The organism is Acidovorax facilis (assembly GCF_023913775.1).
GTDB lineage: Bacteria > Pseudomonadota > Gammaproteobacteria > Burkholderiales > Burkholderiaceae_C > Acidovorax > Acidovorax facilis.
The window spans coordinates 1-14,433 of record NZ_JAMXAX010000080.1 but is presented as its reverse complement, the minus strand read 5'-3'; the positions used below and the strand labels follow the sequence as shown (position 1 = coordinate 14,433).

Below are 14,433 nucleotides of genomic sequence, written 5' to 3'. Positions count from 1 at the left end.
TGGCCCACCCGCAGGCAAGTGCCTACCATTCGGCGCAGTCCTGTCTGCCCCCTGTGCAACCCCTTTCTGGAGTGTCCGCGTGCCCGATCTGTCCAAAATCACCTGCATTGAAGACCTGCGTGTCATTGCCCAGCGCCGTGTGCCGCGCATGTTTTATGACTACGCCGATTCGGGTTCGTACACCGAGGGCACCTACCGCGCCAACGAAAGCGACTTTCAGCGCATCAAGCTGCGCCAGCGCGTGGCCGTGAACATGGAGGGCCGCAGCACCCGCACCACCATGGTCGGCCAGGACGTGGCCATGCCCGTGGCCATTGCGCCCACGGGCCTCACCGGCATGCAGCATGCCGACGGCGAGATCCTGGGTGCCAAGGCGGCCAAGGCCTTCGGCATCCCGTTCACGCTCTCGACCATGAGCATCTGCTCCATCGAAGACGTGGCCCAGCACACGGGCAACCACCCGTTCTGGTTCCAGGTGTACGTGATGCGTGACCGCGACTTCATCGAGCGCCTGATCGACCGCGCCAAAGCCGCCAACTGCTCAGCGCTGCAGCTCACGCTCGATCTCCAGATCCTGGGCCAGCGCCACAAGGACATCAAGAACGGCCTCTCGGCCCCGCCCCGCCCCACCGTCGCCAACCTCATCAACCTGGCCACCAAGCCGCGCTGGTGCCTGGGCATGCTGGGAACGCCGCGCCGCAGCTTTGGCAACATCGTGGGCCATGCCAAGGGCGTGGGCGATTTGTCGTCGCTGTCGTCGTGGACGGCCGAACAGTTCGATCCGCAGCTCAACTGGGGCGATGTGGAGTGGATCAAGAAGCGCTGGGGCGGCAAGCTGATCTTGAAGGGCATCATGGACGCCGAAGACGCGCGCCTGGCCGTCAACAGCGGCGCCGATGCGCTCATCGTCAGCAACCACGGCGGCCGTCAGCTCGATGGCGCCCCATCCTCCATCGCCGCGCTGCCCGGCATTGCCGCTGCTGCGGGCAAGGACATCGAGGTGTGGATGGACGGCGGCATCCGCAGCGGGCAGGACGTGCTCAAGGCCCGTGCGCTGGGCGCGCAGGGCACGCTGATCGGGCGCAGCTTTTTGTACGGCCTGGGGGCCTTTGGTGAGGCAGGCGTGACCCGCGCGCTGCAGATCATCCAGAAAGAGCTGGACATCACCATGGCGTTCTGCGGCCACACCAACATCAACACAGTGGACCGGTCGATCCTGCTGCCGGGCACGTACCCGACCTGAGTTTTATAGGCATCTCGCCGAAAAGGCCGCGCTGCGGCCTTTGTCGTTTCTGGCACTGGGTTGAATCCGTCCGTTGGTTTGTGGCGTATTCACCTACAGCAAACCCCTGCAATCCCGTGAAAACCGACCAATCCCAGAGAATGGGCGCATGAGCACCCCCCAGCCAGACCGTGAACTGATGGACCTTCTTGACCGCATCGCCGCGCAGGATGACTCCGCGCTGAAAAAGCTGTACGAGCGCACCTCGTCACCGCTTTTTGGCCTGGCCTTGCGCATTGTTCGCAACCGCGATGTGGCCGAGGACGTGCTGCAAGAAGCTTTTTTGAGCATTTGGCGCGGCGCCAGCAACTACCGCGCATCGCTGAGCCCGCCCATGGCGTGGATGGGGCTCATCGTGCGCAGCCGGGCGCTGGATGCGCTGCGCAAGCGCAGCAGCGACCGGGCGGACTTGATGAACGAGCTGGACGACGAGCTGGCCCAGACGCTGGAGGGCGATTCGCCCAACCCCATGGACACGGTCGATGCCAGCGAGCAGTCGTTTGCACTGCACCACTGCCTGGGCAAGCTCGACCACAAACAACGCGAGGTGGTCAGCCTGGCCTATCTGCGTGACCAGAGTCACGGCGAACTGGCCGAGCAGCTCAAGTTGCCGCTGGGCACCGTGAAGACCTGGATCCGCCGGGGGCTGGAGCAACTGCGCACCTGCATGGCGCGTTACGCCTGAGCACGGAAGGTCCACCATGAACATCACCCAACACCCCGACCTGCTCGACCGCCTGGCCGCCAGCTATGCCCTGGGCACGCTGCGCGGCGGCGCCCGCCGCCGCTTTGAAACACTGGCACGCGAACACGCCACCGTGCGCGCCGCCGCCCTGGTGTGGCAGACCCGCTGGTCGGGCCTGACCGAGCTGCAACCTGCCATTGACCCCGCCCCCGCCGTGTGGACCCGCATCGACAACCTCGTGCAGGCCGACAAGGCTGCGGCGGCCATGCAGGCTGCGCGTGTGCCCCCGGCTGCTGCGGCCCCCGGTGGCTGGTGGCGCAACCTGCTGGTGTGGCGCGGTGCTGCCGCTGCGGGGGCCATCGCCACACTGGCGGCCGTGGTGGTCGGCGTGCAGGTCAATGGTGGCCTGCGTGCCACCACAGGCGCGCAGATTGCCACGCTGCAGCAGCAACTGCAGGCCACACCCCAGATTCAGTACGTGGCCGTGCTGGCCGACGACAAGGCGGACGCGTCGATGCTGGTCACCTTCGACCCCAAGAACAACCAGCTGGTGCTGCAGCGCGTGGGCGGCTTTCAGGAGGGGGCAGACAAGTCGCTGCAACTGTGGGCACTGCCACCGGGCCAGGGGCCTCGTTCGCTCGGTGTGCTGGGGCATGACAAGCTGCTCAAGCTGGTAGCCCAGGAAGGTGATGTGAAGGAAGTGCCCACGCTGGCCATCAGCCTGGAGCCGCTGGGCGGCGTGCCGAGCGAAACCGGGCCTACCGGGCCGGTGCTGTTCAAGGGCGAGTTGATTCAGCGGATGTTGTGAGCGGCTGAGCGACGGGGCTCGAGAGCCCTGTCAAAAATTTTCGGGATTCGTGAATCCGGTTTGCGTCCGTGGTCGTATGTAAGTTGCAACAACTTCTTACGCCCACCTTCTCACCGGAGACCGCGATGACACACAGGCCCCCATTTACTTTGCTGGCGGTTGCCGCAGCGCTGGCCCTTGCCACCACCAGCCCGGCCCATGCCGACACCGGCAAACTGCTGCTCACAGGGGGCGTCAGCACCATCGCCGGGTCGGCCGGTGGCGGGCTCACCCCCTGGGCGGTGATCGGCAGTAACGCCACCGAAGGCGAGGTGGGCTTTTCCGGCTACGCCACGCGCGCCGCCACGCAGGACTACGGCCTCAATGGCTACGGTGTTGCGGTGGGTTTGCATGACCGGGTGGAGCTGTCGCTGGCGCGGCAGGACTTTGATGCATCGCCCGCCATCGCGCTCAATGGCATTGCGCCGTTTGGCGTGACCCCCGGGCAGCACATCCAGATGGATATCGTGGGCATCAAGGTCAAGGTGGCAGGCGATGCTGTGCTGAACGCCGACAGCTGGATGCCGCAGATCGCCGTGGGGCTGGAGCACAAGCGCGTGCGCCCTGGCTCCATCGGGTCGGTGCTCGACTTTCTGGGCACCCAAACCAGCGGCACCGACGTGTATGTGAGCGCCACCAAGCTGCTGCTGGCGCAGAGCCTGCTGGTCAACGGCACGCTGCGCTCCACCAACGCCAACCAGAACGGCCTGCTGGGCTTTGGCGCTGCCGCACCCGGCAAGAACCGCCGCAGCCTGCAGCCCGAGTTCTCGGTGGCGTACCTCATCAACAAGAACCTGGCGGTGGGCGCCGAAGTCCGCTTCAAACCCAACAACCTGCAGGCGCTGGGCGCCGCCGCCGGCCTGGGCGCCGCGTTGCGCGAGGACGACTGGAAAGACATCTTCATCGCCTGGGCGCCCAGCAAGAACCTGTCACTGACGCTGGCCTATGTTGACCTGGGCCGCATCGTGCCCGGCATCACCAACCACCGCCGCCAGACGGGCTACTACCTGTCGGCCCAAGTCGCTTTCTGAAGAGATTTTTCCATGACCCACCCCAAAACCCTCATTGCCCTTGCACTCGCCCTGGGCGGCCTGCTGGCCCAGCCAGCGTTGGCCCAGACCGGCGCCGCCAATGCCACGGCCCCTGCAGGCCTCTACCAGGCCCTGGGTGAAAAGCCCGGCATCACGCGCCTGATGAACGATTTTGTGAACCGTCTGGTGGTGGACCCACGCATCGGCGGCCACTTCAAGGACACCAAACCCGCCGCGCTCAAGGAAAGCCTGACCGACCAGATCTGCCAGCTCAGCGGTGGCCCTTGCAAATATGAAGGCGCTGACATGAAATCAGCCCATGCCGACATGGACATCACCAAGGGCCACTTCAACGCCCTGGTGGAGGTGCTGCAAAGCGCCATGGATGCCCAGGGCATACCGTTCGCACAGCAAAACCGCCTGCTGGCCTTGCTGGCGCCCATGCACCGCGATGTGATCACCATCCGCTGAGAATGTACCTATGAAAAATACTATGATTTTTGTAGCTGCTAGCGCTTTGTGGGCAAGCGCTAGCGCCGGAAATGTTCAAATCCAGGTGCTGGACCGCGACGGCAAGCCCGTGCCCGAAGCCGTGGTGGTGGTGTACCCCGGTGGCACGGGCGGCACATCGCCCAGCCTGCTGCAGGCCAACCCCACCATCGAGCAGGAAAAGATGCGCTTTGTGCCCGCCGTCACGGTGGTCGAGCCCGGTGCCACGGTGCGCTTTACCAACCAGGACCGCTGGGACCACCACGTGCGCGGTGCGGCGGCGGGCCTGGCGGCTGCGGCGGGCACAGCCAACAGCGGTTTTGAACTGCGCCTGGCGGGCAAGGCCGACGGCAAGCCTGCCAACTCCTTTGAGGTCAAGCTCGATACGCCGGGGGTGGTGCTGTTGTCGTGCCACCTGCACGGCTCCATGCGCGGCCATGTGTTTGTGACGGATTCGGGCTGGACGCTGAAGACCGATGCCGATGGCATTGCCCGCTTTGCGGGCGTGCCGGATGGTGCCGCGCAGGTGCGGGTGTGGCATGCCGAGCAGTTGATTGATTTGCCGCGCAAAGCGCTGAACGTGGTGCCGGGACCGGTGCTGGACACCGTGCAATTGAGCGTGGTGCCGCGCGTGCGGCGGGCGCCACCGGCTGCGCCTCCCACTGCGCCTGGAGGGCCGATGGGGGGATACAGCCAGGGGCCTGCCGGGCGTCTGCAGCAGGTGGCGCATCGGCATTGATGGGCGAGTTGACCAGGCCCCGACCAGCTCAGCCCAACCGATAAAAATTAGCAGTGCGATTTCGGAAATTGCTACTAATTTAATAGCTTTTAGCGCTTACTCAATAAGCGCCAACACCAAATTTACCAACAACAATCCTCACGCCAGGCCCCGCAGCGCCGCACTCCCAGGCGCCAGCTGCTTCAGCTGCGGCCCCAAAGCAGCCGCCTGCTCGCGCCGCCCCGCATGGCACAGGGCCGACACCAGCATGCCCAGCGTGTCGCCCAGCTCGGGGTGCGTGGGGGCAGTCATGTGCAAGGCGTTGAACAGCTTTTCGGCATCGCCCCACTGCTGCGCACGCGCAAAGCGGCGTGAGAGGCGGGCCATGTCGTCCGGCTGCAAACGGGCACCGGGCTTGGCCTTTTCAAAATACGTGCGGTAGCTGGCGTGCTGAAACTGCAGCGTCTGCTCGTCGTGGGCATGCAGGCGAAAGATGCGGCGTGCGGCACGGTGGAAGTCTTCGCCGTCGGGCCACAGCGATGCCGTTTTGAACCAGGCGCTGAGCACCGCCTGGTCTTGCGGGCGCAGCTTGGCTGCAGCGCGCCACTGGGCCAGGGCCTGTTCGAACTTCATGCCCTGCGCCAGGCGCTGGGCGTTGGCCACATGGGCGTCAAAGCCGTCGTCGAGCGCGGCGTCCTGCGTCACCGGCACTTCCATCGGTTTCTTGCCCAGCAGCATGGCCAGCGCCATCAGCGATGCGCCGGTCACCAGCCCGCCCAGGTGGGCCATGTAGGCCACGCCCTTTCCGCTCAGCCAGTGCTGCAGCAACTCGTTGCCAATCCACGCGGGCAACAGCAGCAACGCCGGTGCGGTCACGTAGTTGAAGTAGAAAAACAGCTGGTAAAAAAACCGCACGCGCCGCAGCCGGTACAGCACCGCGTACATGCCCATCAGGGCCGACACGGCGCCCGAAGCGCCCAGGCCGTAGCTGCCCATGCCCGCATAGGCCCAGCCCGCCAGCAGCGAGCCGCCCAGGCCACCCAGCAGGTAAAACGCCAGGTACCAGCCCCGGCCCAGTGCCAGCTCCACCGAAAAGCCGAACAGAAACAAAAACACCATGTTGCCGATGAGGTGCCCGGTGCTGCCGTGCAAGAAGGTGGCCGTGAGCCAGGTGACGGGGCGCAACTCCGCGTCTTTTTCAAAGTTCTGCGCCCACTTGCGGGTGAAGGGGGCTGGCATCCGGGCTTCGTACTGAGTGCGCGCGGCCTTCCAGTCGGTGTACTGCGGGTCTTCGGGTGGCACAAAGCGCGGGCTTTTCAGCCGCTGCTGAAAGCCGTCTTCCTGCTCCATCCAGCGCAACAGCATGCGATGGTCGCCCGCCTTTTGCAGGGCGCGGGCCTCTTTGAGGTGCTTGTCGCCGGTCTCTTCCAGCCAGGCCACAAAACGCGGGACTTCGATGGCGGGCAAGGGGCTGGCCACGTAGAAGGCGGCCGCCCGGTCCTGCGCCTTTTCTTCGGAGCGCTGCGGGCCCCAGAACACGAGCATGTTCACCAGGATCAGCAGCACCGTCATCCAGGGCGGGTTGCGCCAGGTGGGCCGGTTTTCGAGGGGGATGGCGTAGAACATGGATCAGTCTGGCAAGGGCAAAGGAGAGGGTCGCGCCACAAGGCAATGGGCCCTGCAGGATGGGCGCAAGCGTAGCAAACACCGAGAGGCTTTAGCGCACAGGCAACGGGCCATTGCCTGACGACGACGACGCCCGGATGGGGCGGCGTCCTACTCCTCGAAAAGCACGGGGGTCCAACGATGTTGGTTGGTCTTGTTTCATTACCCAGAACCCCCAGGAGCGCCCATGGCCCAAACCCCCACTTCGCGCGGCGCGGCAAAAAAATCGCCGTCTGCCCTGCCCTCTTCCACCCAGTCAGACTCTTTTCGCGGCAACGCAGGCGAATTGCAGCAGCAAGCCGGTGGCAAGCACCCGGTGCTGACCACGCAGCAGGGCATCCCGGTGGCAGACAACCAGAATTCCCTGCGCCCGTCGCCACGCGGCCCCACGCTGCTCGAAGACTTCATCCTGCGCGAGAAGATCACGCACTTTGACCACGAGCGCATCCCCGAGCGCATCGTGCATGCGCGCGGCTCGGCAGCCCACGGTTTCTTTGAACTCACGCATTCGCTCAAGCAATACACCACCGCCAAGGTGCTGACGGAGGTGGGCGTGCAGACGCCCGTGTTCACGCGCTTTTCGACCGTGGCAGGCGGCGCGGGATCGGTGGACACACCGCGTGACGTGCGCGGCTTTGCCGTCAAGTTCTACACGCCCGAAGGCAACTGGGACCTGGTAGGCAACAACATCCCCGTGTTCTTCATCCAGGATGCGATGAAGTTCCCGGACCTGGTGCACGCGGTGAAGATGGAACCCGACCGCGCGTTCCCCCAGGCGGCCAGTGCGCACGACACCTTCTGGGACTTTGTCTCGCTGATGCCCGAAACCATGCACATGATCATGTGGGCCATGAGCGACCGCACCATCCCGCGCAGCCTGCGCATGATGGAGGGGTTTGGCGTGCACAGCTTCCGGTTCGTCAATGCTGCGGGCGACAGCACGTTCGTGAAGTTCCACTGGCGCCCCAAGCTGGGCATCCAGTCCACGGTGTGGGACGAAGCCGTCAAGCTGCAATCGGCCGACAACGACTTCCACCGGCGCGACCTGTTCGAAGCCATCGAGGCGGGCGACTTCCCGGAATGGGAGCTGTCGGTGCAGCTCTTCACCGAAGAAGACGCCGAGCGCTTCCCGTTCGACCACCTGGACCCCACCAAGCTCATCCCCGAAGAACTGGTGCCCCTGCAGCCCATTGGCCGCATGGTGCTCAACCGCTGGCCCGACAACTTCTTTGCAGAAACCGAGCAGGTGGCGTTTTGCCCCGCCAACGTGCCGCCTGGCATCGACTTCAGCAACGACCCGCTGCTGCAGGGCCGCCTGTTCTCGTACCTGGACACGCAGCTGTCCCGCCTGGGCGGGCCCAACTTCACGCAGATCCCCATCAATGCGCCCAAGTGCCCGTTCCACAACATGCAGCGCGACGGTCACATGCAGATGCAGGTGCCCAAGGGCCGCGTTGCCTACGAACCCAGCAGCCTGCAGGGTGACACGCCACGCGCCTCACTGGCACAAGGCTTCCGCCACTTCGCTCAGGCCGACGACGGCGATGGCCGAGGAAAAGGCCGTATCCGCCCCGAGAGTTTTGCCGACCACTACAGCCAGGCGCGCATGTTCTTTCGCAGCCAGAGCCCGCTGGAGCAGGCCCACATGGCGTCGGCCTTGGTATTCGAGCTGTCCAAGGTAGCCACCGTGCATGTGCGTGAAGCCGTGGTGGGCCACCTGCAGCATGTAGACACCGACCTCGCCCAGCGTGTGGCCGACGGCCTGGGCATGCAGGCGCTGCCCCCCGCCCCGACTGCCGCCGAGCCAGTGCAGGACCTGCCCCCTTCACCCGCGCTGCGCATCATCGACCGCATGAAGCCCACGCTGCAGGGGCGCTGCATCGGCATCCTGGTGGCCGATGGCTCCAACGGCAACACGGTGGCCAACCTGCGCAAGGCGCTGGAGAAGGTGGGCGCCACCGTCAAGATCGTGTCGCCCAAGGTGGGCGGAGCCGTGCTGAAAGACGGCACGCTGTTGCCCGCCGACGGCCAGTTGCAAGGCACACCATCGGTCGTGTTTGACGCTGTGGCCTCCATCCTGTCGCCCGACATGGGCGCACTGCTGGCCAAAGAGGCCGCCGCCGTGGACTGGTTCCGCGACGCGTTCGGCCACCTCAAGGCGATTGCCGCCTGCAAGGGCACCCAGGCCATCCTGCAAGCCGGTGGCATCGAGCCCGACGCAGGCGTGGTGGACCCCGCCGACGCGCAGGGCTTCATCGCCGCCGCACAGACCCGCCAGTGGGAGCGCGAACCCAAGGTCCGCACCCTCGCATGACGCATCCATCCCGTTCCCAACCCCACCACCCAAGGAGAAACCATGCCCAAAGCCCACTATGACAGCCACCAGCTTGATGATCTTGTGCTCCAGATGATGGAAACCGAACTCGGCGGCGAGCAGGTGTACCGCACCGCGCTCACCTGTGCCGTGAACCCCGATCTCAAGAAGGAATGGGAAAGCTATCTGGAAGAAACCTTGACCCACCAGGATGTGGTGCGCAGCCTGTGCGACACCCTGGGGCTGGACCCTGATGCGCAATCGCCCAGCCGGGCGGTGGTCAAACACATCGGCGAATCCCTGGTCAAGGCCATGCTGCTGGCCAAACAGGGGGGCAACCCCGCCGCCGCCCAGTTGGTGGCCTGTGAATGCGTAGTGCACGCCGAGACGAAAGACCACGCCAATTGGGAGCTGCTGGGCAAGGTGGCCGAGGTGGCCACGGGCGACGTGGGCCAGACGTTGAAATCGGCCCACAAGGCGGTGGAGAAAGACGAGGACCACCACCTGTACCACACCAAGGGCTGGTGCCGCGAGCTGGCCCTGGAGGCGCTGGGCCTGCCTGCCGTGCTGCCCCCTCCCGAAGAGGTCAAGAACGTGGAAACCGCCATTGGCGCATCGCGCGCCGAGCAACAGCGCGAAACCATGCTCTGACCGCAGCAATGCCGCAAGGCGGTGGCACACCGCCCGGCATTCGCTATTAAAAATATAGCTTCTTGCGCTTTACTGATAAGCGCTGGCGGCTATTTTTCTTTGGCACTTGTACCCTTAGTCCTAATTCCTGTTTGCCTCAACGGATCGTGGCTGGGGGCGCCGACGCCAGTTGGCCCAGTGCAGCCACCCCCACCGGCGGCGTAGCCAGCCAGGGCAGCACATAAGTGCGCTGCGCCAGGCCGTTGGCAATGCGCGCGGCTTGCTGTTGTTCGCCCACTAGGCGGGCCTGCAGCAGCGGGTCGCTGGTGCCCGTGGCCGCCACGCTTTTGTTGATGACCCAGGCCCAGGGCTCGATGTGGGCGCGGCGCAGGTCGTCCTGCAGCGCTGCCGCCTGGCTCACGGGGGTGACTTCGGGCAGCGTGACGATGACCACATGGGTCATGTCGGCGTCCTGCAGGCGCATCAGCGGCGTGATGATGTGCTTCGAGTTCGCGCTGCCTTCGTACTGCTGCGTCATCTGCCGGTGGTAGGCGCCGGTGGCGTCCATCAGCAGCAGGCTGTGGCCGGTGGGCGCCGTGTCCAGCACCACAAAGGCGCTGCGCGCTTCGTTGACCACGCGGCTGAAGGCATGGAACACGGCCACCTCTTCCGTGCAGGGCGATTGCAGGTCTTCCAGCAGCAGGGCGCGGCCCGCGTCGTCCAGGGCCTTGCCGCGCGTGGCCATGATCTTGTCGATGTAGGCCTGGGTTTCGGCCTGCGGGTCGATGCGCCCCACCTTCAAACCCGGCAGACTGCCATCGAGCTGGCTTTGCACATGGGCCGCCGGGTCGGTGGTGGTGAGGTGCACGCTGTGCCCACGCTGCACCAGGCCCACAGCCAGCGCGGCGGCGATGGTGGTCTTGCCCACGCCGCCCTTGCCCATCACCATGATGAGGCCGTGGCCCTTGGCGGCCAGTGCATCGGCCAGGCAGTAGAGGGGTTCGGCCTGCAACGACGCGCCGACAACGGCAGAGGGCGCGCTCAACGGCACCGCGCCACCCGCCAGCAAGGCCCGCAGCGCAGGCAAACCCACGGTGTCGAAGGCGCGCAGCGGCACCTCGTCGCGGGGCAAATGCGCCAGCGCATCGGGCATCTGGTCCATGGCTTCGCGGCCCAGGGCCTCGATGGCGTCGGCCACCGCGTCCTGCCCCGGTCGGCTGGCATGGAACACGCCGTTGATGGCCAGGCGCTGGTTGGCCAGGCCCAGGGCGCGCAGCTCCCGCGCGGTGCGCGCGGCCTCTTGCATGGGGCGGGGGTCGGGGCGGGTGACCAGCACCACGGTGGTCAGGGCCGGGTCGCTCAGCGCGGCCAGGGCGGCGTTGAAGCGCGCCTCCTGCATCTTGAGGCCCGAGTGCGGCCCCAGGCACGAGGCGCCCCGATCATTGCCGGCCAGGAATCCGGTCCAGGCCTTGGGCAGGCTCAGCAGGCGCAGCGTGTGGCCGGTGGGGGCCGTGTCGAAAACCACATGGTCGAACACATGGCCGGTGTCACTGCCCTCGCTGGCCAGCAGCGCGGCAAATTCGTCAAATGCAGCGATCTCGGTGGTGCAGGCGCCCGAGAGTTGCTCGCGCACCGTCGCGCGTTCGTCGCTGGTGGCCGTCGACTCCAGCTGCGCCAGCACACGCTGGCGGTAGGCCTCGGCGGCCGTGTCGGGGTCGATGTTGAGCATGTGCAGCCCCGGCACCCCGGGCACGGCCACCGGCTGGTTGGACAGCGGCACGCCCAGCATTTCATCGAGGTTGGAGGCTGCATCGGTGCTGACCAGCAGCACCTGCCGACCGGCATCCGCCAGGGCAATGGCCGCAGCCGTGGACAGCGAGGTCTTGCCCACGCCGCCCTTGCCCGTAAAAAACAGAAAACGCGTGGGCTGGGCGAGCAGGCCCAGGGTGACGGTGGCGGCGTGTGTGGAGGTCATTTCACCAGAATGGCACAACCACCTGGCGCGGCCTTGAGCCAGGTCAAGGGCGTCAGTGCGCGTGCGCCGCCCCGCTCACCAGCGTCACGATCACCATGCCCGCAATCAGCCAGGCGATCTGCGCAATGGTTTCGCGCGCTGTCAGGCGCTTTTGCAGCTGGGGAATCAGGTCGGCCAGCGCCACATACACAAAGCTGCTCGATGCCACGGCCAGGAAGTAGGGCAAGAAGTCTTGCAGCTGCCCCACCAGGAAGTAGCCCACCACGCCGCCCAGCGCCGTCACGGCGCCCGCCAGCGACACCTTGACCAGCGCCATGCGGCGGTTGGGGCTGGTCTGGCGCAGCACCACCAGGTCGCCCATGTGGTGCGGCACCTCATGCGCCAGCACCGACACGGCGGCGATCACCCCCAGGCGGATGTCGGCCAGGAAGGCCGAGGCGATCAGGATGCCGTCGCCAAAACAATGCACGCTGTCGCCCGTGAGCACCGCCCATCCGCCAGAGCGCGGCCCGTGGTGATGGTGATGCGCATGGCCGCGGTCATGGGCGTGGTCATGGGCGTGATCGTGGTCTGCATGGACGTGGCCGTGGGTGGAGGGCTGTGCGTGGCTGTGCTCATGCCCGTGGTGCCACAGCTCGGCCTTGTCCAGCAAGAAGAAAAACACCACGCCCACCAGCAAGGTGGCAAACAGGTCGTGAGCGCCCGCCTGGCTCTCGAACGCCTCGGGTAGCAGATGCATGAAGGCCGTGGCCAGCAGGGCGCCCGCCGCCAGGCTCAGCAGGTGCTGGGGGCCCACGCTGTCGGTGCGCCCGCCCAGGCCCAGCCGCATCAGCAGTGCGGCCAGCCACACGCTGCCAATGCCCGCAGCCAGCGTGGCCAAGATGATTGCTACTAAAGTCATAGCTTCTTACGCTTTATAGATAAGCCACAGAGCTTATTTTCGTTCAAATCCCACGCCCCGGACGCGAGATTAAAAAAGCCGCCCCGATGAGGGGGCGGCTGCGGGCGGATTGCAGGGTACCGGCTCAGAGGCCGAGAGTTTTTTGCCCGAGCCCGAAAGGTGCGTCAAAACGCAGCTGATCGAGGCGCAAAGCGCAGCCATAGCTCGGGCTATGGCGAGCATTTGCAACGACGAGCAGCGGTGTTTTGGCGCGCAAGGCGGGCATAGGCAAAAGACTCTCAGCCTCTCAGACTACGCCGTGCGTCTTGAACCAGGCCAGCGCCCGCTTCCAGCCGTCTTCGGCGGCTTCCTTGCGGTAGCTCGCGCGGTAGTCGGCATGGAAGGCGTGGGGCGCGTCGGGGTACACCACAAATTCCGATGCCTTGGCCTGCGGCGAGCCACTGGCCAGGGCAGCTTTCATCTTATCAACCGTGTCAAGGGGTATTCCGGTATCTTTTTCGCCATACAGGCCCAGCACGGGGGCCTTGAGGATGGGGGCGATTTCCACAGGGTGCTTGGGCGTGAGCTCGCTGGCCTGGCCCACCAGCCTGCCGTACCAGGCCACGCCCGCTTTCACGGGGCCATGGGCTGCGTACAGCCAGGTGATGCGGCCGCCCCAGCAAAAGCCGGTGATGCCCATGCGCGCGGCATCGCCGCCGTTGGCAGCGGCCCATTGCACCGCACCATCGAGGTCGGCCATCACCTGGGCGTCAGGCACCTTGGAGACCACTTCGGCCATGAGCTTGGCAATGTCGGTGTACTGCGACGGGTCGCCCTGGCGCGCATACAGCTGGGGCGCAATGGCCAGGTAGCCTGCCTTGGCAAAGCGGCGGCAAGTGTCGGCGATGTACTCGTGCACGCCAAAGATTTCCTGGATCACCAGCACCACGGGCAGACCGGTCTTGCCGGCAGGTGCTGCGCGGTAGGCGGGCACCTTGAAGCCGTTGACCGTAAAACTCACCTCCCCGGCCGTCAGGCCGTCGCTGGGCGTGGCGATGGCCGTCTGCGCCATGATGGGTGCGGCTGCCGCCGCATAGCCCAGGCCAAGGGCGGTCTGTAGCGCCGTGCGTCGGGTGGCGCCCGCCTCGGTGGTGCGGCCAGGCAAAAGCGCGCGTGCGTCGGAGTGGAGGTCTTCAGTGAGCATCGGTTTCTCCAGGGTGAAAGAAGAGGGGGCCAACAAGGGCGGTAACGGGCGGAAGCCGCAGTCTAGGAGCTTGTCGGGCTTTCCCGCCTACCGCGAGTGGGCGGCGGCCTGGAAAATCGCGCCAGTTTAAAAAGACCTCCCCTGCATGAGCCGCTTCATCGCCGTAGATCGAGACACCGCCTACTTGCTGCCGCCGTCGGTTGATGAATGGCTACCGCAGGATCACCTGGCCCGCTTTGTCGTGGAGGTGATCGACCAGTTGGACCTGAGTGAGCTGGTGCGGCAATACGCGGGACGCGGCAGCAATGCGTACCACCCGGCAATGCTGCTGGGCTTGCTGGTCTATGGTTACGCCACCGGGGTGCACTCGAGCCGCAAGATCGAGCGGGCCTGCCACGACTCGGTGGCATTTCGCTTCATAGCCGCCAATACCCAGCCCGACCACGACAGCATCGCCACGTTCCGGCGGCGCTTTCTGCCTCAGATCGAGGCGCTGTTCGTGCAGGTGTTGGTGCTGGCGCGCGAGATGAAGTGCCTGAAGCTGGGCAACATCTCGCTGGACGGCACCAAGATCGCAGCCAATGCGAGCAAGCACAAGGCGCTGTCCTGGGAGCACGCCAACAAGATCGAGGCACAGTTGCGCGAAGAAGTGCAGCAGTTGCTGAAGCTGGCCGAAGACAGCGACAGCCGTCCTGTCAATGACGGCTTGGATG

Annotated in this window: 13 protein-coding genes; 9 read left to right on the top strand and 4 right to left on the bottom strand. The window is 65.6% G+C overall.

Annotated features, from left to right (window positions below; translation table 11 throughout):
• Positions 1–79 precede the first annotated feature (79 nt).
• The 6 genes from NFX52_RS19565 (at position 80) to NFX52_RS19540 (ending at position 5,073) form a co-directional block, all read left to right on the top strand.
• Positions 80–1,243 carry an alpha-hydroxy acid oxidase gene (locus NFX52_RS19565; protein WP_055400613.1) on the top strand — a complete coding sequence of 388 codons (1,164 nt, stop codon included), beginning with the start codon at positions 80–82 and terminating at the stop codon, positions 1,241–1,243.
• Between the two features lie 148 nt (positions 1,244–1,391).
• The gene (locus NFX52_RS19560; RefSeq protein ID WP_055400611.1) at positions 1,392–1,967 is read left to right on the top strand and encodes an RNA polymerase sigma factor; all 576 of its coding nucleotides are present in this window, start codon (positions 1,392–1,394) and stop codon (positions 1,965–1,967) included.
• Between the two features lie 16 nt (positions 1,968–1,983).
• Positions 1,984–2,775, top strand: coding sequence for an anti-sigma factor (locus NFX52_RS19555; protein ID WP_207402063.1), 792 nt, complete (start codon positions 1,984–1,986; stop codon positions 2,773–2,775).
• Positions 2,776–2,900: 125 nt separating this feature from the next.
• Positions 2,901–3,845, top strand: coding sequence for a DUF3034 family protein (locus tag NFX52_RS19550; protein WP_055400607.1), 945 nt, complete (start codon positions 2,901–2,903; stop codon positions 3,843–3,845).
• Between the two features lie 12 nt (positions 3,846–3,857).
• On the top strand, positions 3,858–4,316 hold the full coding sequence (locus NFX52_RS19545; protein ID WP_055400605.1) for a group I truncated hemoglobin: 459 nt from the start codon (positions 3,858–3,860) through the stop codon (positions 4,314–4,316).
• A 10-nt stretch (positions 4,317–4,326) separates the two neighbouring features.
• Entirely contained in the window at positions 4,327–5,073 is a 747-nt protein-coding gene (locus NFX52_RS19540; RefSeq protein WP_202907202.1) for a cupredoxin domain-containing protein, read from the top strand.
• Positions 5,074–5,211: 138 nt separating this feature from the next.
• On the opposite strand, the gene NFX52_RS19535 is transcribed toward NFX52_RS19540, so the two are convergent.
• A complete protein-coding gene (locus NFX52_RS19535; protein WP_055400601.1) occupies positions 5,212–6,678 on the bottom strand; it encodes a rhomboid family protein in 1,467 nt (488 codons plus the stop codon).
• A gap of 226 nt (positions 6,679–6,904) precedes the next feature.
• Here NFX52_RS19535 and NFX52_RS19530 point away from each other — a divergent pair, with 226 nt between their 5' ends.
• Both NFX52_RS19530 and NFX52_RS19525 read left to right on the top strand, forming a co-directional pair.
• Positions 6,905–9,031, top strand: coding sequence for a catalase (locus NFX52_RS19530; protein WP_055400599.1), 2,127 nt, complete (start codon positions 6,905–6,907; stop codon positions 9,029–9,031).
• 42 nt (positions 9,032–9,073) lie between these two features.
• Positions 9,074–9,682 (top strand): hypothetical protein, encoded by a 609-nt coding sequence (locus NFX52_RS19525; protein ID WP_055400597.1) that lies wholly within the window; start codon positions 9,074–9,076, stop codon positions 9,680–9,682.
• 136 nt (positions 9,683–9,818) lie between these two features.
• Here the strand turns inward: NFX52_RS19525 and arsA are convergent, their stop codons facing one another.
• From arsA to NFX52_RS19510, 3 genes are all read right to left on the bottom strand, one after another.
• Positions 9,819–11,636, bottom strand: coding sequence for an arsenical pump-driving ATPase (gene arsA / locus NFX52_RS19520; RefSeq protein WP_055400595.1), 1,818 nt, complete (start codon positions 11,634–11,636; stop codon positions 9,819–9,821).
• A 52-nt stretch (positions 11,637–11,688) separates the two neighbouring features.
• Positions 11,689–12,537: a ZIP family metal transporter gene (locus NFX52_RS19515; protein WP_055400593.1), complete on the bottom strand. Its 849-nt coding sequence runs from the start codon at positions 12,535–12,537 to the stop codon at positions 11,689–11,691.
• A 286-nt stretch (positions 12,538–12,823) separates the two neighbouring features.
• Positions 12,824–13,720, bottom strand: coding sequence for a dienelactone hydrolase family protein (locus NFX52_RS19510; protein WP_055400592.1), 897 nt, complete (start codon positions 13,718–13,720; stop codon positions 12,824–12,826).
• Positions 13,721–13,865: 145 nt separating this feature from the next.
• Between NFX52_RS19510 and NFX52_RS19505 the strand changes: the two genes are divergently transcribed.
• Positions 13,866–14,433, top strand: a 568-nt coding sequence (locus NFX52_RS19505; protein ID WP_162239726.1) for a transposase, incomplete at its 3' end; no start/stop codon positions are given.

Excerpts from the sequence above, each read along its gene's own strand:
- NFX52_RS19560 (WP_055400611.1), top strand. The coding sequence starts at position 1,392 with ATGAGCACCCCCCAGCCAGACCGTGAACTGATGGACCTTCTTGACCGC.
- NFX52_RS19555 (WP_207402063.1), top strand. The coding sequence starts at position 1,984 with ATGAACATCACCCAACACCCCGACCTGCTCGACCGCCTGGCCGCCAGC.
- NFX52_RS19550 (WP_055400607.1), top strand. The coding sequence starts at position 2,901 with ATGACACACAGGCCCCCATTTACTTTGCTGGCGGTTGCCGCAGCGCTG.
- NFX52_RS19545 (WP_055400605.1), top strand. The coding sequence starts at position 3,858 with ATGACCCACCCCAAAACCCTCATTGCCCTTGCACTCGCCCTGGGCGGC.
- NFX52_RS19540 (WP_202907202.1), top strand. The coding sequence starts at position 4,327 with ATGAAAAATACTATGATTTTTGTAGCTGCTAGCGCTTTGTGGGCAAGC.
- NFX52_RS19535 (WP_055400601.1), bottom strand. The coding sequence starts at position 6,678 with ATGTTCTACGCCATCCCCCTCGAAAACCGGCCCACCTGGCGCAACCCG.
- NFX52_RS19530 (WP_055400599.1), top strand. The coding sequence starts at position 6,905 with ATGGCCCAAACCCCCACTTCGCGCGGCGCGGCAAAAAAATCGCCGTCT.
- NFX52_RS19525 (WP_055400597.1), top strand. The coding sequence starts at position 9,074 with ATGCCCAAAGCCCACTATGACAGCCACCAGCTTGATGATCTTGTGCTC.
- arsA (WP_055400595.1), bottom strand. The coding sequence starts at position 11,636 with ATGACCTCCACACACGCCGCCACCGTCACCCTGGGCCTGCTCGCCCAG.
- NFX52_RS19515 (WP_055400593.1), bottom strand. The coding sequence starts at position 12,537 with ATGACTTTAGTAGCAATCATCTTGGCCACGCTGGCTGCGGGCATTGGC.
- NFX52_RS19510 (WP_055400592.1), bottom strand. The coding sequence starts at position 13,720 with ATGCTCACTGAAGACCTCCACTCCGACGCACGCGCGCTTTTGCCTGGC.